We start from the raw sequence: 20,071 nt of genomic DNA on the forward strand, positions 1-20,071 counted from the left end.
GTTTAGGTGGGCAGGGTCAGATCACTCTGCGAGTCCGGTGACCCACCGCTCCATGATCGCCCGGTAGGGCGCCTCGGCATCGAGTTGTGCGGCGATGCCCACGCAGCCTCCGAGGACTCGAAACACCATCACATATTCTTTGGGGCAGTTCAGGTTTCGTGAGGTCTTGTAGACATCACCACGAGGATCGGACGCTGCTCCTGCCGCCTTCTGCAGCCACTTGCGGGTGAAGTGGAACGACTCGCTGTACAGCGGATCGACGTAGGGCCGCAAATATGCCTCGAGATCTCGCGGAGTCACCTTGTTCTGGTGCGAACGCTGGATGAAGTTGGCGCGCACCATCTCTTCTTTGAGCTGGTCGTACTTCTTGTCCCGGCACAGCCGCAGGATCGGTCCGGTGGCGGCGGGAAGGCCGTCCGGATAGTGGCCGACGGCGCCGAAGTCGAGGATCGCCATCCTGCCATCGGCCTGGAACTGGAAGTTTCCGGGGTGCGGATCTCCGTGTACGAGACCGACTCGGCTCGGTGAGCTCACCTCGAACTCGGTCATCTTGGCGGCCGCGGCATTACGCTCCTCGACCGTGCCCTCCTTGATCACCTTAGACATCGGGATGCCGGTTATCCATTCGGATACAACGACTTTGGGCGCCGACGCGACCACCTTCGGTACCACGAAGTTGGGATCGTCCGCGAACGCCTTGGCGAAGGCCCGTTGGTTGTTGGCCTCTTTGGTGTAGTTCAGTTCGTCTTCGGTGCGTTCGATCAGCTCGTCCATCATGGACTTGACGTCGGTCCCGGGGGACAGGCGCTTGAGCAGACCGGTCATCCGGGACATGGTCTTGAGGTCGGCCTTGAGAGCGTGGTCGGCGCCCGGGTACTGCACCTTCACCGCTACCTCGCGACCGTCGTGCCACAGTGCCTTGTGCACCTGACCGATGGACGCTGATGCTGCTGGTTCGTCGGAGAATTCCTTGAAGCGTTCGCGCCACTTGGTCCCGAGCTGGTTGTCGAGCACGCCGTGGACCTTGGCCGCGGGTAGCGGCGGTGCCTCTGCCTGCAGCTTCGTCAGCGCGTCGCGGAATGGTTCCCCGAACTCCTCCGGGATCGCGGCCTCCATGATCGAGAGCGCCTGCCCGACCTTCATCGCGCCGCCCTTGAGTTCGCCGAGAACGGCGAACAGCTGTTCCGCGGTCTTCTCCATCATGTCGGCGGCGATCTCGTCTCGGTCCCCACCCGCGAGTCTCTTACCGAAGCCCGAGGCCGCCCTTCCAGCCACCCCGAGCGGAAGCGAAGCGAGCTTCGCATTTCTGCGCGCCCCACCTCGTGTGATCTCAGCCATTGAGTTTCCCCTTTCCGATGCCCCGAGCTTAGTTCACCGGGCTGACCGGCAGCCGCAAAGCGGATGCGGTTGCCAGTGGCGTAGCACCATCGATGACGGGTTTGCCCGGAATTCGATCGTGGTGTTCAGGGTCGACGGCGGTGGCGGTTCCACCTGGCCCGAGCGGGTGAGCGCGGTGATCTGTTCGATCTGCGCTGCCGCGACCGCGACGGTTCCGGCGATGGTGGCGGATCCGGCCCAGCCGCAGGTCCCCAGTAGTTGCGCGCTGACGGTCGGCCAGTCGCGATCTCGGTCGGTGCGGTGATGATCGGCACAGTGCAGGCAGCTCGTCAGACCGGGCAGCACCATCGGACCGATGACTCCCACGCCGTCACGAAGTCGCACCATCAGATGAGGAATGCGATGACGCATGAGGCTCGACACCAGCCACGGGTCGTGCGTGAGGTAGTCGGTCAGCATCACGAGGTCTGTCGCCCAGGCCGACACCCGGTCCTGATGGACGAGAGGGTTGTGGTCCTCGGTGTCGATGAGCGACGGTCTGCGCACTGATCGCGCGAGGTCGACTCCGGCTCCGCGAAGCGCGCCTGAGATGGCCACGGCCAGCGGCCCGGCGCCGTGGACCCGCACCCGCAGCCGGGTGGACGATCCCGCGACCTCGTGATGCGCGGCGCCGGCGACGACGAGGCTGTCGAGCAGCTCGGCGAGCTCTGTCCGGGACAGACCTGCCTCGGTGGCAGCGGCCTCGACCTCACCCGGTGGTCGCCCGCTCGTCAGCGATCGCAGCAGCGTCGCGAGCCGAGCGGGATTCACGCGCTCCGACGGTTCGACGATGATCGCCGTGTCCGGGTCGCAGCCCACCTGGATGCGTCCACCGGGCCTGACGAGGACTGCGACGCCGGGACGGAGCACAGGAAAGGAGGTGGTGACGGCCATGACGTCACCCAATCAGGGCCTAGGCCTGCGCCGATCCCGTCGCATCGGAGTTATCCACAGCTCAGATGGTCGCTGACCTGCAAAGAATGGCACCTGGCGAAAAATCAGGCGGACGGCTTCTCGCCATCGTCGTCGCCACTGTTTCCGGGCTTTTCCCCGCGTTTCTCGGCTTCGTCGGCAATGGTCTTCTCGAGCTGGGCGATCGGGTCGTCGAAGGGATCGACGCCGCCGCCGATGACCCGGTCGATGAACGCCGCCGGGTGGTCGAGATCGTCAGCATCGGGGACGAGATCGGGGTGAGCCCACACCCCGTCGCGGGTTTCGATATCCGACGACTCGAGGAGTTTGGTCCACAGGTCGGCAGCTTCGCGCAGCTTGCGGGGACGCAGCTCCAACCCGATCAGCGTGGCGAAGGTCTCCTCGGCCGGTCCGCCGGTGGCGCGGCGTCGACGCATCGTCTCCGTGAGCGCACCCACGGAGGGGATGCGGTCCGAGAGTGCCTGGGAAACAACGGTTTCCACCCAGCCTTCGATCAGGGCCAATATTGTTTCCAGGCGGGCGAGGGCGTGTTCCTGAGCGGGTGAGGTCTTCGGTTCGAACGCGGCGCCCCCGGCCATGAGCTCTTGGATCTTGCTCGGATCAGACAGGAGCGTGGTCGGGTCAATGCCGGCCGCAGCGTCCTGGATCCCGGAGAAGTCGATGCTGATGCCGCGCGCATACTCCTCGACCGTCGAGAGCAGTCGTTGCTTGAGCCACGGAACGTGGGTGAACAGACGCACGTGCGCGGCCTCGCGGGCGGCGAGGAAGACGATGATCTCCTGACTCGGCTGCTCGAGTCCGTCGCTGAAGGCCGCAACGGCCTCGGGCAGCAACACAGCCATGCCCGAGGGTGCCAGCGGCAGGCCGATGTCGGTGGAGGTCAACACCTCCTTGGCGAGCTGCCCGAGTCCCTGACCGAGCTGGGTGCCGAAGGCCATGCTCCCCATCTGGCTGACCATCCCCATCATGGGTCCGGCGATTTCTCTGGCTTCTTCGGGAAGGTTCTTGGTCCAGGTTCCGGCGATCTGCTCGGCCACCGGATTGCACAGCATCTTCCAGACCGGAAGCGTCTTCTCCAGCCATTCCACGGAGGTCCACGCCTCGGTCGCGCTGACTCCTGCGGGCAGAGTCGTGACATTGTCGAGCCAGACCTCGGCCAGGCGCACCGAGTCGGTGACCGCGGAGGTCTCCCGATCGCTGACGGGACTGTGTTTACCGATCTGCTGGCGCGCCAGTTGAGTCGCCACCTGGTAGTTCACCGGTTCGCTGCCGGCTCCGGTGCCCATTCCGGCACCCATGCCGGACAGCATCTGACCGAGTTGCGACAGCATCTGACCCAGCTGGTTGGGGTCGAAGTCGCCGGGCTTCTTGCCGGACGAGTCACCGTCCCCGTCATCACCGGAAGCGGCCGAGAATCCGAAAGGCAAGTCATTCATGACCTCCACGGTACCGGCGGTCGGGTCGCAATTCGGATCGAACTCATCCGCTCTCCGCGAAAGCCGACCGGCACTGTCGGCGGGTGAGTGTGAATCGGTCGCCGCCGCCGAACCTCTACGCTGGGCGACGTGAAAGAGCAGCAGTCTGTTGATCCGGGGCCCGAGCACGGGCAGGGATCCAAGCCAGAGGAAGGGCCGACTCCCAAGGGTCGCCGCTGGAAGATCGCACCGGGTTATCGGCGTATTGCAACGCTGTTCGTCGCGTTGGCCTTCCTGGTCGTGTTCGTGCTCCTCGGCACCCTCGTCCGAGTGCCCTATGTGGCGTTGGGCCCTGGACCCACCGTCAACACCCTGGGATCGGTCGACGATCGGCAGGTCGTCGCCATCGAAGGTGAACCCACCGACCCGACGACCGGCAATCTTAACCTGACCACCGTCTCGGTGACGGACGGACTGACGCTGTTCCAGTCGATCGGGTTGTGGCTGTCCGGAGATGATGAGCTGCAACCGCGCGATCGCGTGTATCCGCCGGGCAAGTCCAACGAAGAGGTGAGCCAAGAGAACCGTCAGCAGATGACGGGTTCGGAGAACTCGGCAACCATTGCGGCGCTTGCCTTTCTGGGGCGTCCCCTCGACCTTGTCGTCGCGGGAGTCGACGACAAAGGACCGTCCGCGGGGCAGTTGCAGCCCGACGACGACATCACCGCGGTGAACGGGAAGCCGGTGGAGACCTCGGTGGCCCTGCGCGAAGCAGTTGCCGCCCTCGCACCCGGGACCGAGGTGACCCTCGACGTCCTGCGCGCGGGCGAACCCGCCACGGCGACGGTCACCCTGGCCCCGAACCCGGACGACGCGAAGAAGGGCTATCTGGGGATCTCGTTGTCGGAGCAGAACGGTGACCCCGACCTCGACATCTCCTTCGACGTAGGAGAGATCGGTGGACCGTCTGCAGGTCTGATGCTCACGCTGGCGATCATCGACAAACTGAGCCCGGGCGAGTTGAACGGCGGCGAGTTCATCGCCGGTACCGGCACGATCGACTCGTCAGGCGACGTCGGCGAGATCGGCGGCATCACCCACAAGATGCAGGCTGCCCGCGAAGCCGGGGCGACAGCGTTCCTCGTGCCGTCCGGCAACTGTGCCGAAGCGAAGTCCGATACGCCCGACGGCCTGACGCTGGTGCAGGTCGACACCCTCGACGACGCCATCGCGGGCCTGGCCGATCTCCGAGAGGGCCGTACCCCGCCCAGCTGTTGAGGTGACCGGGCTGCGGACCGCGCTCACTCCTCGTCGGGGGTGTTCTCCAGGGTCGCGGCGAGCGCCAGCACCAGATTGGGTGCCATGTTCGGGTGCGAGAGCAGTTCGATCGGAGCGTCGTCGTCGGCCTCGACATCGTCGACTCCCGGCGCGAGCTGCAACAGGCTCAGATTGCGCCCATCACGCAGCACCGCGGCCGCCAGCCGGGCCTGGCGGCTCTCCGGGTGTGCCGCCGCTGCGTTGCGCGCGGCCTGGTCGGCGGAGTCGGGATCGGCCAGCAGGGGACCCAACGCGTCGTCGAGATCGTCCTCGGCCTCGGGTGGCAGAACGATGATCTCCTGAACCAGCGCGCAGCCCGCGACCTCTGTCGGCCAGCTGGTCGTGGCCAGTACGTGTTCGAGCTCGGCCATGCCGCTGTCGGGGGAGACCGGCAGGGGAGCCTGCTCGATCAACGTCAGCTCTGAGGTGTCGTGATCGTCGACCCAGTCGGGCTGGGTGTCGGCGAGCAAGGCGGTGGGCACCAGGGCGAACAACTGCGGGGGCTGGCCCCATCCGGCCGCCTCGACGAACTCGACGACCTCGCGGATCGCGTTGCCCAGGGCGTCGGGGGAGAGCACAGGTGGTTGCGATTCGGTCACAACACACATAGTGGCATCTATCGCGGTGTTTCCGGTGCAGCCACCGTCTTCGCAGGCTGTCCGGCCATGATGTTCCGGCACAGGCTACACAAGCTGCGGGCGGCTCTCAGGTAGTAATCGGTACTGTTCTAGGCGAATGCGAAAAGTTGTGTCGAATCTGACTCGTCTTGCCGCCTTCGACCGCCCAGCACAGGCTGCGGGGCGCCGCAAAGTAAAGTGTTGGTCAAGTCCGGTTGCGGTGCTCCGGCATAAAATTATGGAGTAACACTCGTGGGTATCCGTGGTCCGGCAGCAATGCCATCGCTGTCGCGGCGCAGTAAGGCGCTGATCGCAACGGCCGTCATCGTTCTCGTGGTCCTGTTGGTGGGTCCGCGGTTCATCTCGATCTACACCGATTGGCTGTGGTTCGACGACATCGGCTATCGGTCCGTCTTCAGCAAGATCATCTGGACGCGGGTCGCGTTGTTCGGCATCTGCGGCGTCGTCGCCGGGCTGATCATCTTCGGGGCGCTGTGGCTCGCCTATCGCAGTCGGCCCGTGTTCGTTCCGACCAGTGGCCCCGGCGACCCCATCGCGCGCTATCGCACGCTGGTGATGAGCCGCATCCGCTGGTTCACGATCATCCCGACCGTGCTCATCGGTCTGCTGGCGGGCCTTGTCGCGCAGGGCTCCTGGTCGACGGTGCAGATGTTCTTGCACGGCGAAAGTTTCGGCATCAAGGACCCGGAGTTCAATCTCGACGTCGGCTTCTACGCGTTCGATCTGCCGTTCTACCGCTTTGTGCTGAACTTCCTGTTCGTCGTAGTGGTGATCGCGTTCATCGTCAGCCTGGTGACGCACTACATCTTCGGCGGGATCAGGCTGGCCGGCCGCGGCGGCACGCTGACCAACGCCGCGCGTATCCAACTGGCGGTCATCGCCGGCACGTTCCTGCTGCTCAAGGCGGCGGCGTACTGGCTCGACCGGTACACATTGCTCTCCAGTACGCGTAAGCAAGAGATCTTCACCGGTGCGAGCTACACCGACATCAACGCTGTGCTGCCATCGAAGCTGATCCTGATGGCGATCGCCGTGATCTGTGCGGTGGCTTTCTTCGCCGGGATCATCCTGCGGGACCTGCGAATCCCTGCCCTGGCAACGGCGATGATGTTGCTGTCTGCGCTCGTGATCGGCGTCGGCTGGCCTGCCGCGATGGAGCAGTTCTCCGTCAAGCCGAACGCCGCGGAGAAAGAGGCCGAGTTCATCGGACGCAACATTGCGGCGACGAAACAGGCATATGGAATCGGGCCCGATCGGGTGACGTACGACGAGAATTGGACGTCTGAACCGGTCGACCCGCAGTTGGTCAACGCCGACGAGCCCACCTTGTCGAACATCCGCATCCTGGACCCCAACATCATTTCGCCGGCGTTCACCCAGGTGCAGCGACAGCAGAACTTCTACGGATTCCCCTCGCAGCTCGCCCTCGACCGGTACGAGGTCGACGGTCAGATGCGTGACTTCGTCGTCGCGGCGCGTGAGCTCGATCCGAGCCGTTTCGAGGCGAACCAGCAGAACTGGTTGAACAAGCACACCGTGTACACCCACGGAAACGGCTTCATCGCCGCGCCTGCGAACCAGGTCAACGAAGCGGTCTCGAACGAAGATGACGTCGCCAGTGGCGGCGGCGAGCCGGTGTTCTATGTGAGCGACCTCCGCAATTACGAGAGCGACGACTACAAGGCAAATGCGCCCATCAAGGTGACGCAGCCCCGAATCTACTTCGGCGAGCTCATCTCGAAGGTCAATCCCGACTACGCGATCGTCGGTTCGGACAACGGCGAGAGCCGCGAGTTCGACACCCCGGACTCGACCTACACGTACTCCGGTGAAGCCGGTGTGCCGCTGTCGAATTGGTTCAACAAGTTTGCGTACGCGGTGAAGTACACCGAGCGCAACCTGTTGCTGTCGGGCGCCATCAACAACGACTCGAAGATCATCTACAACCGTGATCCGCGAGACCGCGTCGAGAAGGCAGCGCCGTGGCTGACCGTTGATTCGAAGACCTATCCGGCCGTGATGGATGACGGCTCGGTCAAGTGGATCGTCGACGGCTACACCACGCTCGACGCGTTCCCGTACGCGCAGTCGACATCGCTGGAAGACGCGACAACCGATGCGCAGCAACTGAATCAAGGGCAGACCGGCCGAACCCAGGTCAACAAGCAGGTGTCGTATGTACGCAACTCCGTGAAGGCGACGGTCGATGCGTATTCCGGCGAGGTCAAGCTCTATCAGTTCGACGACAAGGATCCGGTCCTCAAGACGTGGATGAAGGTGTTCCCCGGCAGCGTCGAACCGAAGTCCGAGTTCGACAAACTCAACGATCTGAAGGAACACGTCCGGTATCCGGAGGATCTGTTCAAGATCCAGCGCGAGCTGTTGACCAAGTACCACGTGGACAACCCGCAGACGTTCTTCCAGGGCGACGCCTTCTGGTCGGTTCCGAGCGATCCGACCGACAGTGCCGCGGTCACGCAGGGGCTCGATCAGCCGCCGTACTACTTCGTGGCATCTGATCCGGAGACGGGGAAGCCGTCCTTCCAGCTCACCGCCGTGTTGAACGTCTTGAAGCAGGAGTTCATGGCGTCCTATCTGACGGTGTCGTCGGACCCCGGCAACTACGGCCGGATCACGGTGAAGGACTTGCCTGCCACACCGCAGCGTGAGGGCCCGAAGCAGGTGTTCAGCGCGATGGAGACCGACGGGCGGGTGGCCGAGAGTCGAAAGAACCTCGAGAACACGGCTGACGTGACCTTCGGCAACCTGCTGACGCTGCCGGTGGGCGACAACGGCATCCTGAACGTGGTGCCCATGTACGCACAGGCGAAGAGCACCGCGGGCACCTTCCCGAGGCTGTTCCGCGTCATCGTGCGCTACGACGGCAAGATCGGTTACGCGCCGACGGTTGCGGGCGCTCTGGCCGGGGTAGGGATCGATCCCTCACGGGTGACCCAGATACCGGGTGCCGAGGGCGTTCCGCCGGCGGGATCTGACCCGGTGCCGGGTCAGACCGAGCAGCAGGGGCAAACCCCGCCGCCGGCGTCCGGCAATGCACCTGCGGTTCCCGCGTCACCGCAACGCGACGCGGTCGTCCAGAAGATGGACGCTGCGCTGAACGCGATGGAGGAGGCGCTGAAGTCAGGCAACTTCACCGCGTACGGTCAGGCCCAGACGGACCTGCAAGCTGCAGTCCAAGAATATGAGGCATTGCCCACGAGTTAGCGTTTACGCAGCTCAAGGCAGGTGAGCGGCGTTACAGGCGAGCGATTTGCAGATCGGATACGCCCGCATGTAACGTTGTGTTCACCGCCGCGGGGTGGAGCAGCTCGGTAGCTCGCTGGGCTCATAACCCAGAGGTCGCAGGTTCAAATCCTGTCCCCGCTACGAAGGTCAAGAGGCCCTCGAGACATAGTCTCGAGGGCCTCTTGCGTTGCACGTGTAGTTCCTCCGGTTGGCGCTAGATCCTCCGGCTGCAACGGGAGGAACTCGCCGAAGTCGGAGGATCTAGCAATTCCTCCGGTTCCCGCTACTTCCTCCGGTTGCAACCGGAGGAAGTCCCGAAAGTCGGAGGATATGAGGGCGTTTCGACTTCTGTGCCGCCTCCATGTAACGTTGTGTTCACCGCCGCGGGGTGGAGCAGCTCGGTAGCTCGCTGGGCTCATAACCCAGAGGTCGCAGGTTCAAATCCTGTCCCCGCTACGAAATGAAAACCCGCGTCCTGCTTGCAGGGCGCGGGTTTTCTGTGTTGCGAGGCATTACATCTCAGGTCGGATCCTCATGGGTGACCGCCTTGTACCCGCGCGCGGCTGCGCGGTCGATGGCGGCCCGGACCAATCCGACGATCAATCCCTGGATGGCAGCTGCCGCGAACACCTCCGTGTTCGAGCGGCTGAGATCGCTCGGCCGCGGCGCTTTCGCGTCGTTGTCGCCGAGGCGCTTCCACACCTGGCCGAAGACCGCAGTCGCGGCGAGGCCGCCGACCACTCCGCTGGCGATCGACAGGGGCTTGTACATGGTTTTCGATACGGCGGTCATATCTTTCCTTTCGAACGGCGACGACGACGCAGGAGCACGATCGCGATGATGGCGACGACGCCCGCGGCACCGAAGGCGGCCAGGGGCTGCTGATTCTCTATGGCCTTCACCTGCGCGGTGTGCGCGGTGTCGGCGGCGGCCGACTTCACCCGGGTGGGTACATCGAGCTTCTGGGCGAGCGCTTCGACGGTCTCGGCCAGCTCGGCGCGCTGTTGCTCCACAGGCGGTGGGGGAGTCTGATCGTCCGCAGGGTCGGTAGGTGTGGGTTCGGTCATCACAGGGCCTCTCGGACGGTCGCAACGTCGGTCTGGACGCTGCGGACGGTGGCTTGCGGTGCCGGCGGGACGGCGCTCTTCGCACGGGCTGCCCCGATCGCTGCGACCACGCCGCCGACGACCAACAGCACTGCGGCGACGATGAGAGCCGCGAGCCACCCGGACACAGCAGTTGCCAGACCCAGAACGGCGGCGGCAACAAGGGTGCCGAGCCCGAAGAGCAGCAGGAGTGCACCGGCACCCGAGATCCCGATACCCACTCCGAGGCGCGTGCCCTTCGATTTCACTTCGTCGAGGGCATTGCTCACCTCGGTCTTGACGAGCGTAGAAGTCTGCTCCGACAATCGCTCGATCAATTGCACGGTCGACAGATCGGTCGGTGGCGTATCGCTCACGATTCCTCCTCTGGTCTCACGGTCTCCGGGAGTGATACCCACGTCCGTAACCGGACAAACTGTGGGGCGGAGCGCCGAACTGTGAGATCAGAGGGCCGCGGCAGCAGGCTTTTTCATCTTTCGCACGGTCTTGCCGTCGGCGTACTGGCCCAGCGCGGTCATCACCCACCCCGAAGGTTCTCGGACCATCTTGCACATCAGCACACCCGTGCTCGGGTTCGAGTCGGACAGTTCGAATCGAACCATCTCTTCTCTGGTGCCCGCATCGACCAACCGGCAGAACGCGCGCTGCACGTCGGTGAATTTCTGCCCGGAGAACGAGTTGACCGTGAACACCAGGCCGACGACTTCCGCGGGCAGTCGGCCCAGATCGACGGTGATCATCTCGTCGTCACCTTCCCCGGCCCCGGTCAGATTGTCGCCCGAATGGGCCACGGCACCATCGAGAATCGACAGTTTGAGGAACCAGCAGGTGGCCACGACCTTGCGCGCGGCGTCGAAGGCGATACAGGACGCATCGAGGTCGATCCTCGCCCGGCCGGGCGCAGGATCCCAGCCCAGTCCCATCTGCACCTTGTTCTGCAGCGGCTTGCCGAACTTGGTCAGCAGCACAGATTGCTGCTTGCGGAGCACCACCCGGCCCTTGTCCAGGTTGGGTCGGTAGTCGGCCGCCGGCGCCGGTGGGCCGGCGGGCGCGGGCGGCGTGGCCGCGGGTGCAGGTGGCGGCACGACAGGTGGTGGAGCTGCCGGTTCGTCGTCGATGGTGATGCCGAAATCAGTTGCGATCCCGGCCAATCCGTTGGCATACCCCTGTCCGACCGCCCGCACCTTCCAGTCGGCGCCCCGCCGGTAGACCTCGAAGACGACCAGTGCGGTCTCGGCTGAGAGGTTGGCCGGGGTGAATGCCACCTGGCGGTCGCCGGACGCGATGTCGACGAGTTCGGCCACCGGGTTCACCCCGGTGAAGGTGGTGGTCGGCGGATCGAGACTCGCGGTGATCACGACCTTGTCGATCGACGTCGGGAGAGACGCCGGGGCGATGACGACCGCGTCCGGTGAGGACGCGGTGCCGGGGACGTGTCGCACCCCGGGGCCGATGGGCGCGTTGAAGAAGATGAGGTCGGCGTCCGAGCGCACCTTGCCCGCGGGAGTGAGCAGGAGCGCCGAGACGTCGAGGTGGCGACCGGAGGCGCTGACCTCGATCCGGAACTCCGACGAGGTGATCGGGGTGTTGGCGCCGGCCGTCATCGAGATGCTCATCTGGGTCCGCTCCGGGTGGTGTGGTGTCCACCGGTTGTCCGGTGACCTCGGTGTCGAAGCTACCGACATGACCGAAACGCCGGGGCCGCTCGCGCAATTCGGTATCGACCCGAAATCGGACGAGTCGGACATCGAAGTACTCCGCGATCGCCGGTGCGCTGGACTACCGCTACTGTCCTGATTCATCTCGTAACTCCACCTGCCAAGACATGGGAGGGCTGCTGTGCCCGAAATCGATGGTGCCGCCACCGCGCTGGTCCTGATAGCGACCGCCATGGTGCTGCTGATGACTCCGGCGCTTGCGCTGTTCTACGGCGGCATGGTGAGGAGTTTCAGCGTCCTGAACATGATGATGATGAGTTTCATCGCGATCCCGCTCGTGGCACTGGCGTGGCTGCTCGCCGGCTACAGCCTCGCATTCTCCGAGGACGCGGGCTTCGGTCTCATCGGGGGAGTCCACTCGTTCGGGCTCGCAGGTATCGGGCCGGAGTCGGTACACGGTTCGATCCCGACGCTGTTGTTCGTGACGTTCCAGTTGACGTTCGCCGTCATCACGGCGGCGTTGATCAGCGGGGCCATCGCGGACAGGGCGAAGTTCGTCGCCTGGATCGTCTTCGTGCCCGTGTGGACCGTGCTCGTGTACGCGCCTGTCGCGCACTGGGTGTGGGGCCCTGGCGGCTGGATCTCAGAACTGGGCGCACTCGACTACGCGGGCGGCCTCGTGGTGGAGGTGACCTCGGGTGCTTCCGCCTTGGCGCTGGCCTTGGTGCTCGGACCCCGGCTCGGTTTCAAACACGATCCGATGCGGCCCCATAATCTGCCGTTCGTGTTGCTCGGTGCGGGCCTGCTCTGGTTCGGCTGGTTCGGGTTCAACGCGGGGTCGGCTCTCGCGGCCGACGGGATGGCCGCGGCGGTTCTGCTCAACACCCTGATCGCGGGCAGCGTGGGCATGGTCGGGTGGCTGATCGTCGAGAACAGCCGAGACGGTCATCCGACGAGCTTCGGTGCGGCCTCGGGCATCGTCGCGGGTCTGGTGGCGATCACGCCCTCGTGCGGCTCCGTCAGCCCGTTGGGCGCGGCGGTCGTCGGATTGGCGGCCGGCGTCGTCTGCGCCTACGTCGTGCTGTGGAAGTTCAAGTTCGGTTACGACGACTCTCTCGACGTGGTGGGGGTGCACTTCACCGGTGGTGTCGTCGGGACGGCTCTGATCGGCCTCCTGGCCACGGGGATGATGACGGGTGACGCTGAGGGGCTGTTCTACGGCGGTGGGTTGCTCCTGCTCGGCAAACAACTGCTGGCGATCCTCGCGGTCGCGGCGTACACGTTCGCCATGTCGTTCGGCATCGGCAAGGTCATCCATTGGACGATCGGCTTCCGGGTGTCCGCAAAGGACGAACGCGAGGGTGTGGACTTCTCGGAGCACGCCGAGACCGCCTATGCGGAGCTGGAACGGTAGCCAGACGCAGACTCTGGGTGGTGGCGGGGTGGTGGCCGTACCCGCGCGGTGGCATCGTGAAGTGATGACGACCAATCCAGAGAGCACACCGGAAGGTTCGACCGGGGAGTACAGCCTCGACGAGGACGACCAGTTGCAACCGGAGGACACGCTCGACGACCGTGGTGTCGACGACATTCTGGACGAGGGCTATTCGCCGCCGGAGCAGCCGGACGGAATCAATCGTTACGGCACGACCGCCGACGAGCAGAGCCAGGGCGAGAGCCTGGCTCAGCATCTCGCCGAGGAAGAACCAGATCCGACGGCGCTGGCGTATCAGCCCGAAGCCCCGGATCCGGAATGGCGCTCCGACGAGGCCGACAGCGATCCCGAGTTCCCGGAGGGTGCGCAGGTGGGTGGTCGCCGATCGGGTCGTCTGATCGCGCCGGACGAAGGGGTGGCCGTGCATGACATCCAGGAGCGGCTGGCGACCGATGCGGGAATCGACGGCGGCGCTGCATCGGCGGAGGAAGCAGCGGTGCACGTCATCGATGATGACGACGAGTTCTGACCCGCGCCCACCGCTCGACGGGGTGATCGTCGCCGACTTCAGTCGGGTGCTCGCAGGCCCGATGGCGACGATGACCCTGGCCGATCTCGGTGCCACCGTCATCAAGGTGGAACGGCCGGGAAGCGGGGATGACACCCGGTCTTGGGGTCCACCGTGGACGCCCGCGGGATCGTCGTATTTCGAAAGTGTCAACAGGTCCAAACGCAGTGTCTGCCTAGACCTTTCGAATGAGGACGACCTCGAGGCAGCACGGGAGCTGGCTCGTCGGGCCGATGTCTTGATCCACAACTTCTTGCCCGGGCCTCTCGAGAGGTCCGGACTCGACTACCAGTCGGTCAGCAACGTCAATCCTGGCATCGTGTACTGCGCCATCAGCGGCTTCGGGTCTGCCGCCGGCGCGGGACTACCGGGGTACGACTTCGTGGTGCAGGCGATGGGTGGCCTCATGAGCATCACCGGTGACGCCGACGGTGATCCGATGAAAGTCGGTGTTGCCCTGGTCGACATCTTGACCGGTAAAGATGCGACCGTCGCTGTTCTGGCTGCGCTCGCTGCGCGGCACCGCGACGGTGTCGGGCAGAAGCTCGAGGTGAGTCTGATGTCATCTTTGTTGGGAGCCTTGGCAAATCAGTCGTCCTCGTATCTGGCGACGGGGCAGGCGCCGGGCCGAATGGGCAATCACCATCCGTCGGTCGCCCCCTACGAGCCCGTCCAGTGCCGCGATGCCCTGCTTGTCGTCGCCTGCGGCAACGATCGTCAGTTCGCCTCTCTTGCCGAGGTTGTCGGTGAGCCCGAGCTGGCCTCCGATGAGCGGTTCGCGACCAACCGCTCACGTGTGGAGAATCGCGTGGCGTTGACGAAGGTCCTGGAGGGGCATCTGATCCGCGACACCGCAGTGGTGTGGGAATCGCGGATGCGCAACGCCGGCGTCCCGGCAGGCCGGGTCGCCGACATCGGTGAGGCCTTCCAGACCGCAACCGATCTCGGTCTGGCGCCGGTGGTGGAGATGCCTGCCGGGTACACCGATCAGGTGGCACATCCGGTCAGATATTCGCGCAGCCCTCAACGCCCCTTCGAGCCACCTCCGGGGCTGGGTGAGCACACGGACTCCGTACGGCATTGGCTCTCCGGCGACGCCGCCGCGCCGCCGCCATGATCGCCAGCGGCGGCGACGTGGGCCTGGCCGCGGGGCGGGTTCGACCTCACCTGATCCGGTCAAGGATCGCGTCCGCCGCACGGGCCGTTCCCCGCCCGTCGGCGAGCCGTTCTGCGATCACCCCAGCGGCCGCGGCATACGTGCTGTCCTCGAGTATTCGGGCCAACGTTGTCGAGATCTTCTCGGGCGAAGCATTTTTCGGCAACACCACGCCGACGCCGGAGGCGGCCACGGCCTTGCCGACCATCGGCTGATCGAGGAGTGGATGCATCGGGATGATGATCATCGGCAGGCCGTGCGCCAGGGCCTGAACAGTGGTGGAGTGACCGCCGTGTCCCACGACCGCCGAGCACCTGGGCAGTACGTCGCGATGTGGGATGTATTGGTGCACTTCGGCATTCGGCGGCGGGTTCAGTGCCGCGGGATCGACTGCGGGACCGGTCGTCAGCACGAGGCGGATCGGCATCTCGGCCGCGGCGTCCAGAATGTTCTGCAACGTCTGCTGTTGGCCGGGGAAGTCGGTGGTGCTCAGACTGGCCAGGACCAACGGAAGTTCTTGTCTCACATGAGGACGCGCCGCGGGCTCGGCGGGGCCCGACCACACGCGTCGCGGGTCGGCGGATCGTCGTCCCGGCGGGATCGAGTGACCGGTCGGAGACCACCAAACGGAGATCGGTTGCATTCCAGGTCCTGCGGACACGGAGGCCACGGAATCGGGAGACCAGGCCGACCGCGCGGCGAAAAGATCCGTCGAGGTACGCGTAGAAGGTGTGGAAGAGCGCCACGACAGGGACGTCGCGGCCGGCAAGCGCCGAGATGAAAGGCAACAACATGCAATCCACCACGACGACGTCCTGGCCGTCCGCCGCCGACACCGCGTGGTCGACGAGCGCATCGGTGGTGAACATCTTCAGACAGCCGAGGACTGCTGAGAGCATCCCTCGGTGCTGCGCGGAGGACCAAGGTGGCGGGTCTGTGTACGCCACGAACGACAACCCGGCTGCCTCGACCTTTCCGCGCTGTTGCTCGTGGCCGAGCACGGTCACCTCATGGCCGCGTGACGAGATCTCCCGCCCGAGAGTGATCACGGGAGGGAAATTGCCGCCGGCGTCAAAGGTCACGAACAACACGCGGGCGCGCTGTGGTCCGGTGGGCACCTGATGACTCTAAGCGCTCGTCAGGAGCGCAGTGATCATCCGATCGACGCGTTTTTGTGCCTGCGCTCGCGTCAGGCCGCGATCGCGGCAGAGCACCTTCCAGGTGTACACGTCGGTCGCCACCAGCAGCATGTCGATGAGCTCGTTTCGGGTTCGCGTCGCAATGCCGGCCAACTGTGGCGCGAAGGCAGAGGTGACCCACTCACGATGCGCCTCGCGCTCGCCACTGGTGAGCGACTGCGCTCGACGATCCCAGCCCTCCTGGCCGAGCAGCATGATGATGACGTCGCCGCGGGCCTCGAAGTGGTCGAAAAGGGCGTCAAGGGCGGCGCGCACATTCCCGGGGGTGGTGACCGCCTGAGAGTTCAGCTGTTCGCCCACGAACGCAGTTGCTGCGTCGAGCAGGCCGTCTCGGTTACCGAACTGGCGTAAGACCGTCTGCACGCTGACGCCGGCGCGGGCGGCGACTTCGGGGAGCACTATCGTCGAAAACGGTTTCTCACCCGCCAACGCGACGGTGGCGTGAAGCGCGCGCTGCCGGGTCAGTCCGGCGGACTCGGCGCGCGAGCGCATGACGTAATTGCGCGTCGTCTTCATACCAGCACACGCTAGCGGCCTCGCAATTTCGTGTCAACGAGCACTACCGTCAAATGTGCTCAAAACACAGCAACGCCCGGGCCGCAGTGCGCGGCCCGGGCGAAGAATGTGCTTGTGTCAGCTGTAGAGGTTCTGACCGCAGACCGGCCATGCCCCTACGCCCTGCGTTGCCAAGACGTTCTCGGCGACGCGGATCTGCTCTTCACGGCTGGCGTCGGAGGCACTGCCCACGCCGCCGTTTGCCTCCCAGGTGGACTGGGTGAACTGGAGGCCGCCGTAGTAGCCGTTGCCGGTGTTGATCGACCAGTCGCCGCCGCTCTCGCATTGGGCGACCGCGTCCCAGTTGTGGGCACCTTCCGCGGATGCGGTTGCCGCGAAGGCCCCCATCGGTGCCAGGGTCAGTGCTCCGGCGATCGCAGTTCGAGCGGCAAGTTTGCGCATGCTTGTCATGTTTCCTCCTCGCGCCGCACAACCCAGATAGCTACAAGGGTGTGCGGGTTGGTGGTTCTTCAGACATTTTCACGGGCCGTGTTCACGGCACGTCGATGACGCTACGGACAGCTCGGCCAAAGGTCACGTCGTCCTTGGCCGCAACCCGAGTTCATCATCGACGGCGACGGTTTGCGTCGATGCAGGTAGGCGGCAAGAAGGAACGCTGAAAGAAAGATGCATTCGACTCATATGTGTGACTCGGAACACCACGAATTTGTGAAGTGTGCCATCGGCACTGGCGCGGAAAAGTTCGGTTTTCGCGACTTCCACTGATGTGGTTCAAGGCATTTGGAGAACGCAAAGAGCCCCGCCCGTACCCCTCGATACGGCGGGGCCCTTCACCTGTGAGAGAGACGAAAGGGGTTCAGATCACTTGAGTTCGGCGCTGCTCTTACCGAGGACGCGACGGGCGATGATCAGATTCTGGATCTGCTGGGTGCCCTCGAAGATGTCGAGAATCTTCGAATCACGGGCCCATTTCTCGAGTAGCAGATGCTCGGAATATCCCAGGGTGCCGGCGAGTTCCACAGTCTTGGTGGTGACGTCGGTGACCGTGCGGCCGGCCTTGGCCTTGGACATGGAAGCTTCCTTGGAGTTCGGCTCCTTGTTGTCGGCCATCCACGCGGCCCGCAACGAGAGTAGGTATGCGGCTTCGAAATCCGATTCCATCCTGATGAACTCGGCAGCCGCGGCATGCTGATTGTTGACCGGCTTGTCGTAGTCGATCTCCACGCCGGCCTCTTCGAGCAGCCGACGCAGTTCCTCGAGTGCGGCCCTGGTGACACCCACTGCCATGCCGGCCACCATCGGGCGGGTGTTGTCGAAGGTCTGCATGACCCCGCCGAAACCCTTCTTGGTATCGACTTCTGGTGAGCCGAGCAGGTTTTCGGACGGGACGCGACAATTCTCGAAGCGAATGACGGCGGTGTCGGACGCCTTGATACCGAGCTTGTGCTCGAGACGCTCGATCGTGACGCCCTCATGCTCACGGGGAACCACGAAGCTCTTGATCGCGGCGCGGCCGGCGCTCTTGTCGACGGTGGCCCACACGACGATGTGGTCGGCGCGAGATCCGGCCGTCACGAAGATCTTCTCGCCGTTGATGATGTAGTCGTCGCCATCACGGGTTGCCGTGGTGGACACCGCCGCGGAGTCGGAACCGAAGGAAGGCTCGGTGATGGCCATCGCGGCCCACACCTTGCCGAACTTGTCGAGCTGCTCCTCGGAGGCCACGGCGGCGATCGCGGCGTTGCCCAGACCCTGATAGGGAATGGACAGCATCAAACCCACGTCGCCCCAAGAGGTTTCCATCGTGTTCAGAACCGACTGCATGTTGCCGCCGTTGACGATTGCTCCCGCGGGGAGGTCCTTTTTCTCTTGCTTCTGCCCACGGCCACCGTCGGCGCCCGCACCGGCGGCGCCGGCTTCGTTCAGGCCGTCGTACAGGCTGGCGAGGGTGTCGAGTTCGACGGGGTAAGCGTGTTCCGCGAGGTCGTATTTACGCGAGATCGGGCGGAAGATCTGGGCCGCGGCCTGGTGGGCCTGATCGACCGTCACATTCAGCTTCTTGGGAAGCTCGAGATTGATTGCCATGACTGAATCTTTCGTGAAGTGTTGTGAGACAGGAGTGATCAGGTCGGCTAGAGGACGACGATGCCCTCGCCGATCGCGGCGCCACGCAGATCGCGGAACCAGCGCTCGACGGGATGCTCTTTCGTGAAACCGTGTCCACCGAGCAATTGCACTCCGTCGGAACCGATCTGCATGCCCTTGTCGGCCGTGAGCTTGCGGGCCAGGGCCGCTTCGCGGGCGAAGGACAGGCCCTGTTCGGCACGGGCAGCACCGCGCAGGGTGACCAGCCGGATCGAGTCGAGTTCGGTGGCCATGGTGGCCACCATGAATGCGACGGCCTGGCGGTTGGAGATGGGTTCGCCGAACGCCACCCGCTCGTTGACGTAAGGGATGACGTAGTCGAGCACCGCATGAGCGGTTCCGACTGCGAGCGATGACCAGCCGAGGCGGGCAAGTCGCACCACGTCACGGTAGGCGGAGAAGGCTGCGTCGCCTTCTTCCTCGCCCAGCAGTGCATTCGATGGCACCGTGACGTCGGTCAGGAGGAGGCGTCCCATGCCGGCGGCGCGTACGCCCATGCCGGGATCGGCTTCGACGACCAGGCCCTTGGTGCTCGACTCCACGATGAAGAGCGCGGGGCGCCCGTCCAGCTGGGCGCCGATGATGAACAGTTCGGACGATCCGGCGGCGGGCACAAACGACTTGACGCCGTTGAGCCGGTAACCGCTGGGTACGCGGGTTGCCTTGGTCTGCAACGTCATCGCGTCGAACAGTGCTCGTGGCTCGGCGATGACGACGGCCGACTGCGGGACGCTCTCGCCCGCGTAGTCGGGCAGGTAGGTCTTTTGCTGGGCGTCGCTGCCGTACTGGGTCAGCGTCGTCGCCACGCCGCTCGGTGCGAGCAGGGGCAGTGCCAGTCCCATGTCCCCGTAAGCCATGGCCTCGGCGACCAGCGAGTTGGTGACCACGCCGCGCTCGGTGGCGGCACCGTCGAACTCCTCGGGGACGTTGATCATGGTGATCCCCAATTCCGCGCTGCGGGTGAGGATTTCGGCAGGTGCAGTGGCAGCAGCGTCGGCATCGTGAGCCGCGGGCCGCAGGATTTCGGTTGCGAACTCGCGAACCGTGTCCGCGATCATCTTTTGTTCGTCGTCCGGGAACAGGTTGAAGTAGTTCTTGGGGGTGGTGGTGAGCCGTTTGGCCTTGCCGCCGCCCTGGGCCGACGCGAAGGCGCGGTTCGCGGCGCCGATCGTCTTGAAGCCGGTCTTGGTGCCCTCGTAGGCGATGCGGTTCAGCGGTTCGCGGATCTTGTACTTGTCGGCGAACTCTGAACCGGTGACCGTGGTCAACACCCGCATCGCGGTACCGATCGCGCTGCGTCGGTGCGGGTTCTTGCCAACTGCGGATGTGTCGCGGGGCTCGGTATGAGTACTCATTCTCACC

19 protein-coding genes and 2 tRNA genes are annotated in these 20,071 nt (G+C 64.8%); 8 read left to right on the forward strand and 13 right to left on the reverse strand.

What is annotated here, in order from left to right; all coding sequences use genetic code 11:
* Positions 1 to 21: 21 nt before the first annotated feature.
* The 3 genes from BFL43_RS25860 to BFL43_RS25870 form a co-directional block, all read right to left on the reverse strand.
* Positions 22 to 1,338, reverse strand: a complete 1,317-nt coding sequence (locus BFL43_RS25860; RefSeq protein ID WP_084896067.1) for an AarF/UbiB family protein — start codon at positions 1,336 to 1,338, stop codon at positions 22 to 24.
* Positions 1,339 to 1,371: 33 nt separating this feature from the next.
* The gene (locus tag BFL43_RS25865) at positions 1,372 to 2,271 is read right to left on the reverse strand and encodes a hypothetical protein (protein ID WP_084896069.1); all 900 of its coding nucleotides are present in this window, start codon (positions 2,269 to 2,271) and stop codon (positions 1,372 to 1,374) included.
* A gap of 104 nt (positions 2,272 to 2,375) precedes the next feature.
* The gene (locus tag BFL43_RS25870; protein WP_084896204.1) at positions 2,376 to 3,746 is read right to left on the reverse strand and encodes a zinc-dependent metalloprotease; all 1,371 of its coding nucleotides are present in this window, start codon (positions 3,744 to 3,746) and stop codon (positions 2,376 to 2,378) included.
* 222 nt (positions 3,747 to 3,968) lie between these two features.
* On the opposite strand from BFL43_RS25870, the gene BFL43_RS25875 reads away from it, so the two are divergent.
* On the forward strand, positions 3,969 to 5,003 hold the full coding sequence (locus BFL43_RS25875; protein ID WP_084896206.1) for a PDZ domain-containing protein: 1,035 nt from the start codon (positions 3,969 to 3,971) through the stop codon (positions 5,001 to 5,003).
* Between the two features lie 23 nt (positions 5,004 to 5,026).
* On the opposite strand, the gene BFL43_RS25880 is transcribed toward BFL43_RS25875, so the two are convergent.
* Positions 5,027 to 5,641 carry a PPA1309 family protein gene (locus tag BFL43_RS25880; RefSeq protein WP_240498486.1) on the reverse strand — a complete coding sequence of 205 codons (615 nt, stop codon included), beginning with the start codon at positions 5,639 to 5,641 and terminating at the stop codon, positions 5,027 to 5,029.
* Between the two features lie 270 nt (positions 5,642 to 5,911).
* Here BFL43_RS25880 and BFL43_RS25885 point away from each other — a divergent pair, with 270 nt between their 5' ends.
* The 3 genes from BFL43_RS25885 (at position 5,912) to BFL43_RS25895 (ending at position 9,382) form a co-directional block, all read left to right on the forward strand.
* Positions 5,912 to 8,905 carry a UPF0182 family protein gene (locus BFL43_RS25885; RefSeq protein ID WP_084896072.1) on the forward strand — a complete coding sequence of 998 codons (2,994 nt, stop codon included), beginning with the start codon at positions 5,912 to 5,914 and terminating at the stop codon, positions 8,903 to 8,905.
* Between the two features lie 88 nt (positions 8,906 to 8,993).
* Positions 8,994 to 9,067: transfer RNA gene (locus tag BFL43_RS25890), tRNA-Met, on the forward strand.
* Positions 9,068 to 9,308: 241 nt separating this feature from the next.
* Positions 9,309 to 9,382 (forward strand) — tRNA-Met (locus tag BFL43_RS25895).
* 63 nt (positions 9,383 to 9,445) lie between these two features.
* Here BFL43_RS25895 and BFL43_RS25900 read toward each other — a convergent pair.
* From BFL43_RS25900 to BFL43_RS25915, 4 genes are all read right to left on the reverse strand, one after another.
* A complete protein-coding gene (locus tag BFL43_RS25900; protein ID WP_084896074.1) occupies positions 9,446 to 9,718 on the reverse strand; it encodes a DUF4235 domain-containing protein in 273 nt (90 codons plus the stop codon).
* Positions 9,715 to 9,993 (reverse strand): DUF3618 domain-containing protein, encoded by a 279-nt coding sequence (locus BFL43_RS25905; RefSeq protein ID WP_084896076.1) that lies wholly within the window; start codon positions 9,991 to 9,993, stop codon positions 9,715 to 9,717. The genes BFL43_RS25900 and BFL43_RS25905 overlap by 4 nt, the downstream gene beginning before the upstream one ends.
* Positions 9,993 to 10,388 carry a phage holin family protein gene (locus BFL43_RS25910; RefSeq protein WP_084896208.1) on the reverse strand — a complete coding sequence of 132 codons (396 nt, stop codon included), beginning with the start codon at positions 10,386 to 10,388 and terminating at the stop codon, positions 9,993 to 9,995. Before BFL43_RS25910 ends, BFL43_RS25905 begins: the two co-directional genes overlap by 1 nt.
* A gap of 87 nt (positions 10,389 to 10,475) precedes the next feature.
* Positions 10,476 to 11,648 (reverse strand): TerD family protein, encoded by a 1,173-nt coding sequence (locus BFL43_RS25915; RefSeq protein WP_206186749.1) that lies wholly within the window; start codon positions 11,646 to 11,648, stop codon positions 10,476 to 10,478.
* 223 nt (positions 11,649 to 11,871) lie between these two features.
* On the opposite strand from BFL43_RS25915, the gene BFL43_RS25925 reads away from it, so the two are divergent.
* The 3 genes from BFL43_RS25925 (at position 11,872) to BFL43_RS25935 (ending at position 14,810) form a co-directional block, all read left to right on the forward strand.
* The gene (locus BFL43_RS25925; protein ID WP_084896083.1) at positions 11,872 to 13,104 is read left to right on the forward strand and encodes an ammonium transporter; all 1,233 of its coding nucleotides are present in this window, start codon (positions 11,872 to 11,874) and stop codon (positions 13,102 to 13,104) included.
* A gap of 64 nt (positions 13,105 to 13,168) precedes the next feature.
* Positions 13,169 to 13,654, forward strand: a complete 486-nt coding sequence (locus tag BFL43_RS25930; RefSeq protein WP_084896085.1) for a DUF5709 domain-containing protein — start codon at positions 13,169 to 13,171, stop codon at positions 13,652 to 13,654.
* Positions 13,638 to 14,810: a CoA transferase gene (locus BFL43_RS25935; protein ID WP_084896087.1), complete on the forward strand. Its 1,173-nt coding sequence runs from the start codon at positions 13,638 to 13,640 to the stop codon at positions 14,808 to 14,810. The genes BFL43_RS25930 and BFL43_RS25935 overlap by 17 nt, the downstream gene beginning before the upstream one ends.
* A 46-nt stretch (positions 14,811 to 14,856) precedes the next feature.
* On the opposite strand, the gene BFL43_RS25940 is transcribed toward BFL43_RS25935, so the two are convergent.
* Positions 14,857 to 15,375 carry a nucleotide disphospho-sugar-binding domain-containing protein gene (locus tag BFL43_RS25940; RefSeq protein WP_168176730.1) on the reverse strand — a complete coding sequence of 173 codons (519 nt, stop codon included), beginning with the start codon at positions 15,373 to 15,375 and terminating at the stop codon, positions 14,857 to 14,859.
* Between the two features lie 205 nt (positions 15,376 to 15,580).
* Here BFL43_RS25940 and BFL43_RS29650 point away from each other — a divergent pair, with 205 nt between their 5' ends.
* Positions 15,581 to 15,742: a hypothetical protein gene (locus tag BFL43_RS29650; RefSeq protein ID WP_240498487.1), complete on the forward strand. Its 162-nt coding sequence runs from the start codon at positions 15,581 to 15,583 to the stop codon at positions 15,740 to 15,742.
* A 234-nt stretch (positions 15,743 to 15,976) separates the two neighbouring features.
* On the opposite strand, the gene BFL43_RS25950 is transcribed toward BFL43_RS29650, so the two are convergent.
* The 4 genes from BFL43_RS25950 to BFL43_RS25965 form a co-directional block, all read right to left on the reverse strand.
* The gene (locus BFL43_RS25950; RefSeq protein WP_084896092.1) at positions 15,977 to 16,564 is read right to left on the reverse strand and encodes a TetR/AcrR family transcriptional regulator; all 588 of its coding nucleotides are present in this window, start codon (positions 16,562 to 16,564) and stop codon (positions 15,977 to 15,979) included.
* Between the two features lie 117 nt (positions 16,565 to 16,681).
* The gene (locus BFL43_RS25955; protein WP_084834342.1) at positions 16,682 to 17,014 is read right to left on the reverse strand and encodes a transglycosylase family protein; all 333 of its coding nucleotides are present in this window, start codon (positions 17,012 to 17,014) and stop codon (positions 16,682 to 16,684) included.
* A 411-nt stretch (positions 17,015 to 17,425) separates the two neighbouring features.
* Positions 17,426 to 18,649, reverse strand: a complete 1,224-nt coding sequence (locus BFL43_RS25960) for an acyl-CoA dehydrogenase family protein (RefSeq protein ID WP_084896094.1) — start codon at positions 18,647 to 18,649, stop codon at positions 17,426 to 17,428.
* A gap of 47 nt (positions 18,650 to 18,696) precedes the next feature.
* A complete protein-coding gene (locus BFL43_RS25965) occupies positions 18,697 to 20,064 on the reverse strand; it encodes an acyl-CoA dehydrogenase family protein (RefSeq protein WP_084896097.1) in 1,368 nt (455 codons plus the stop codon).
* Positions 20,065 to 20,071: the final 7 nt, after the last annotated feature.

Origin of the sequence: Williamsia sp. 1135 (assembly GCF_002095395.1) — a bacterium.
Lineage (GTDB): Bacteria > Actinomycetota > Actinomycetes > Mycobacteriales > Mycobacteriaceae > Williamsia.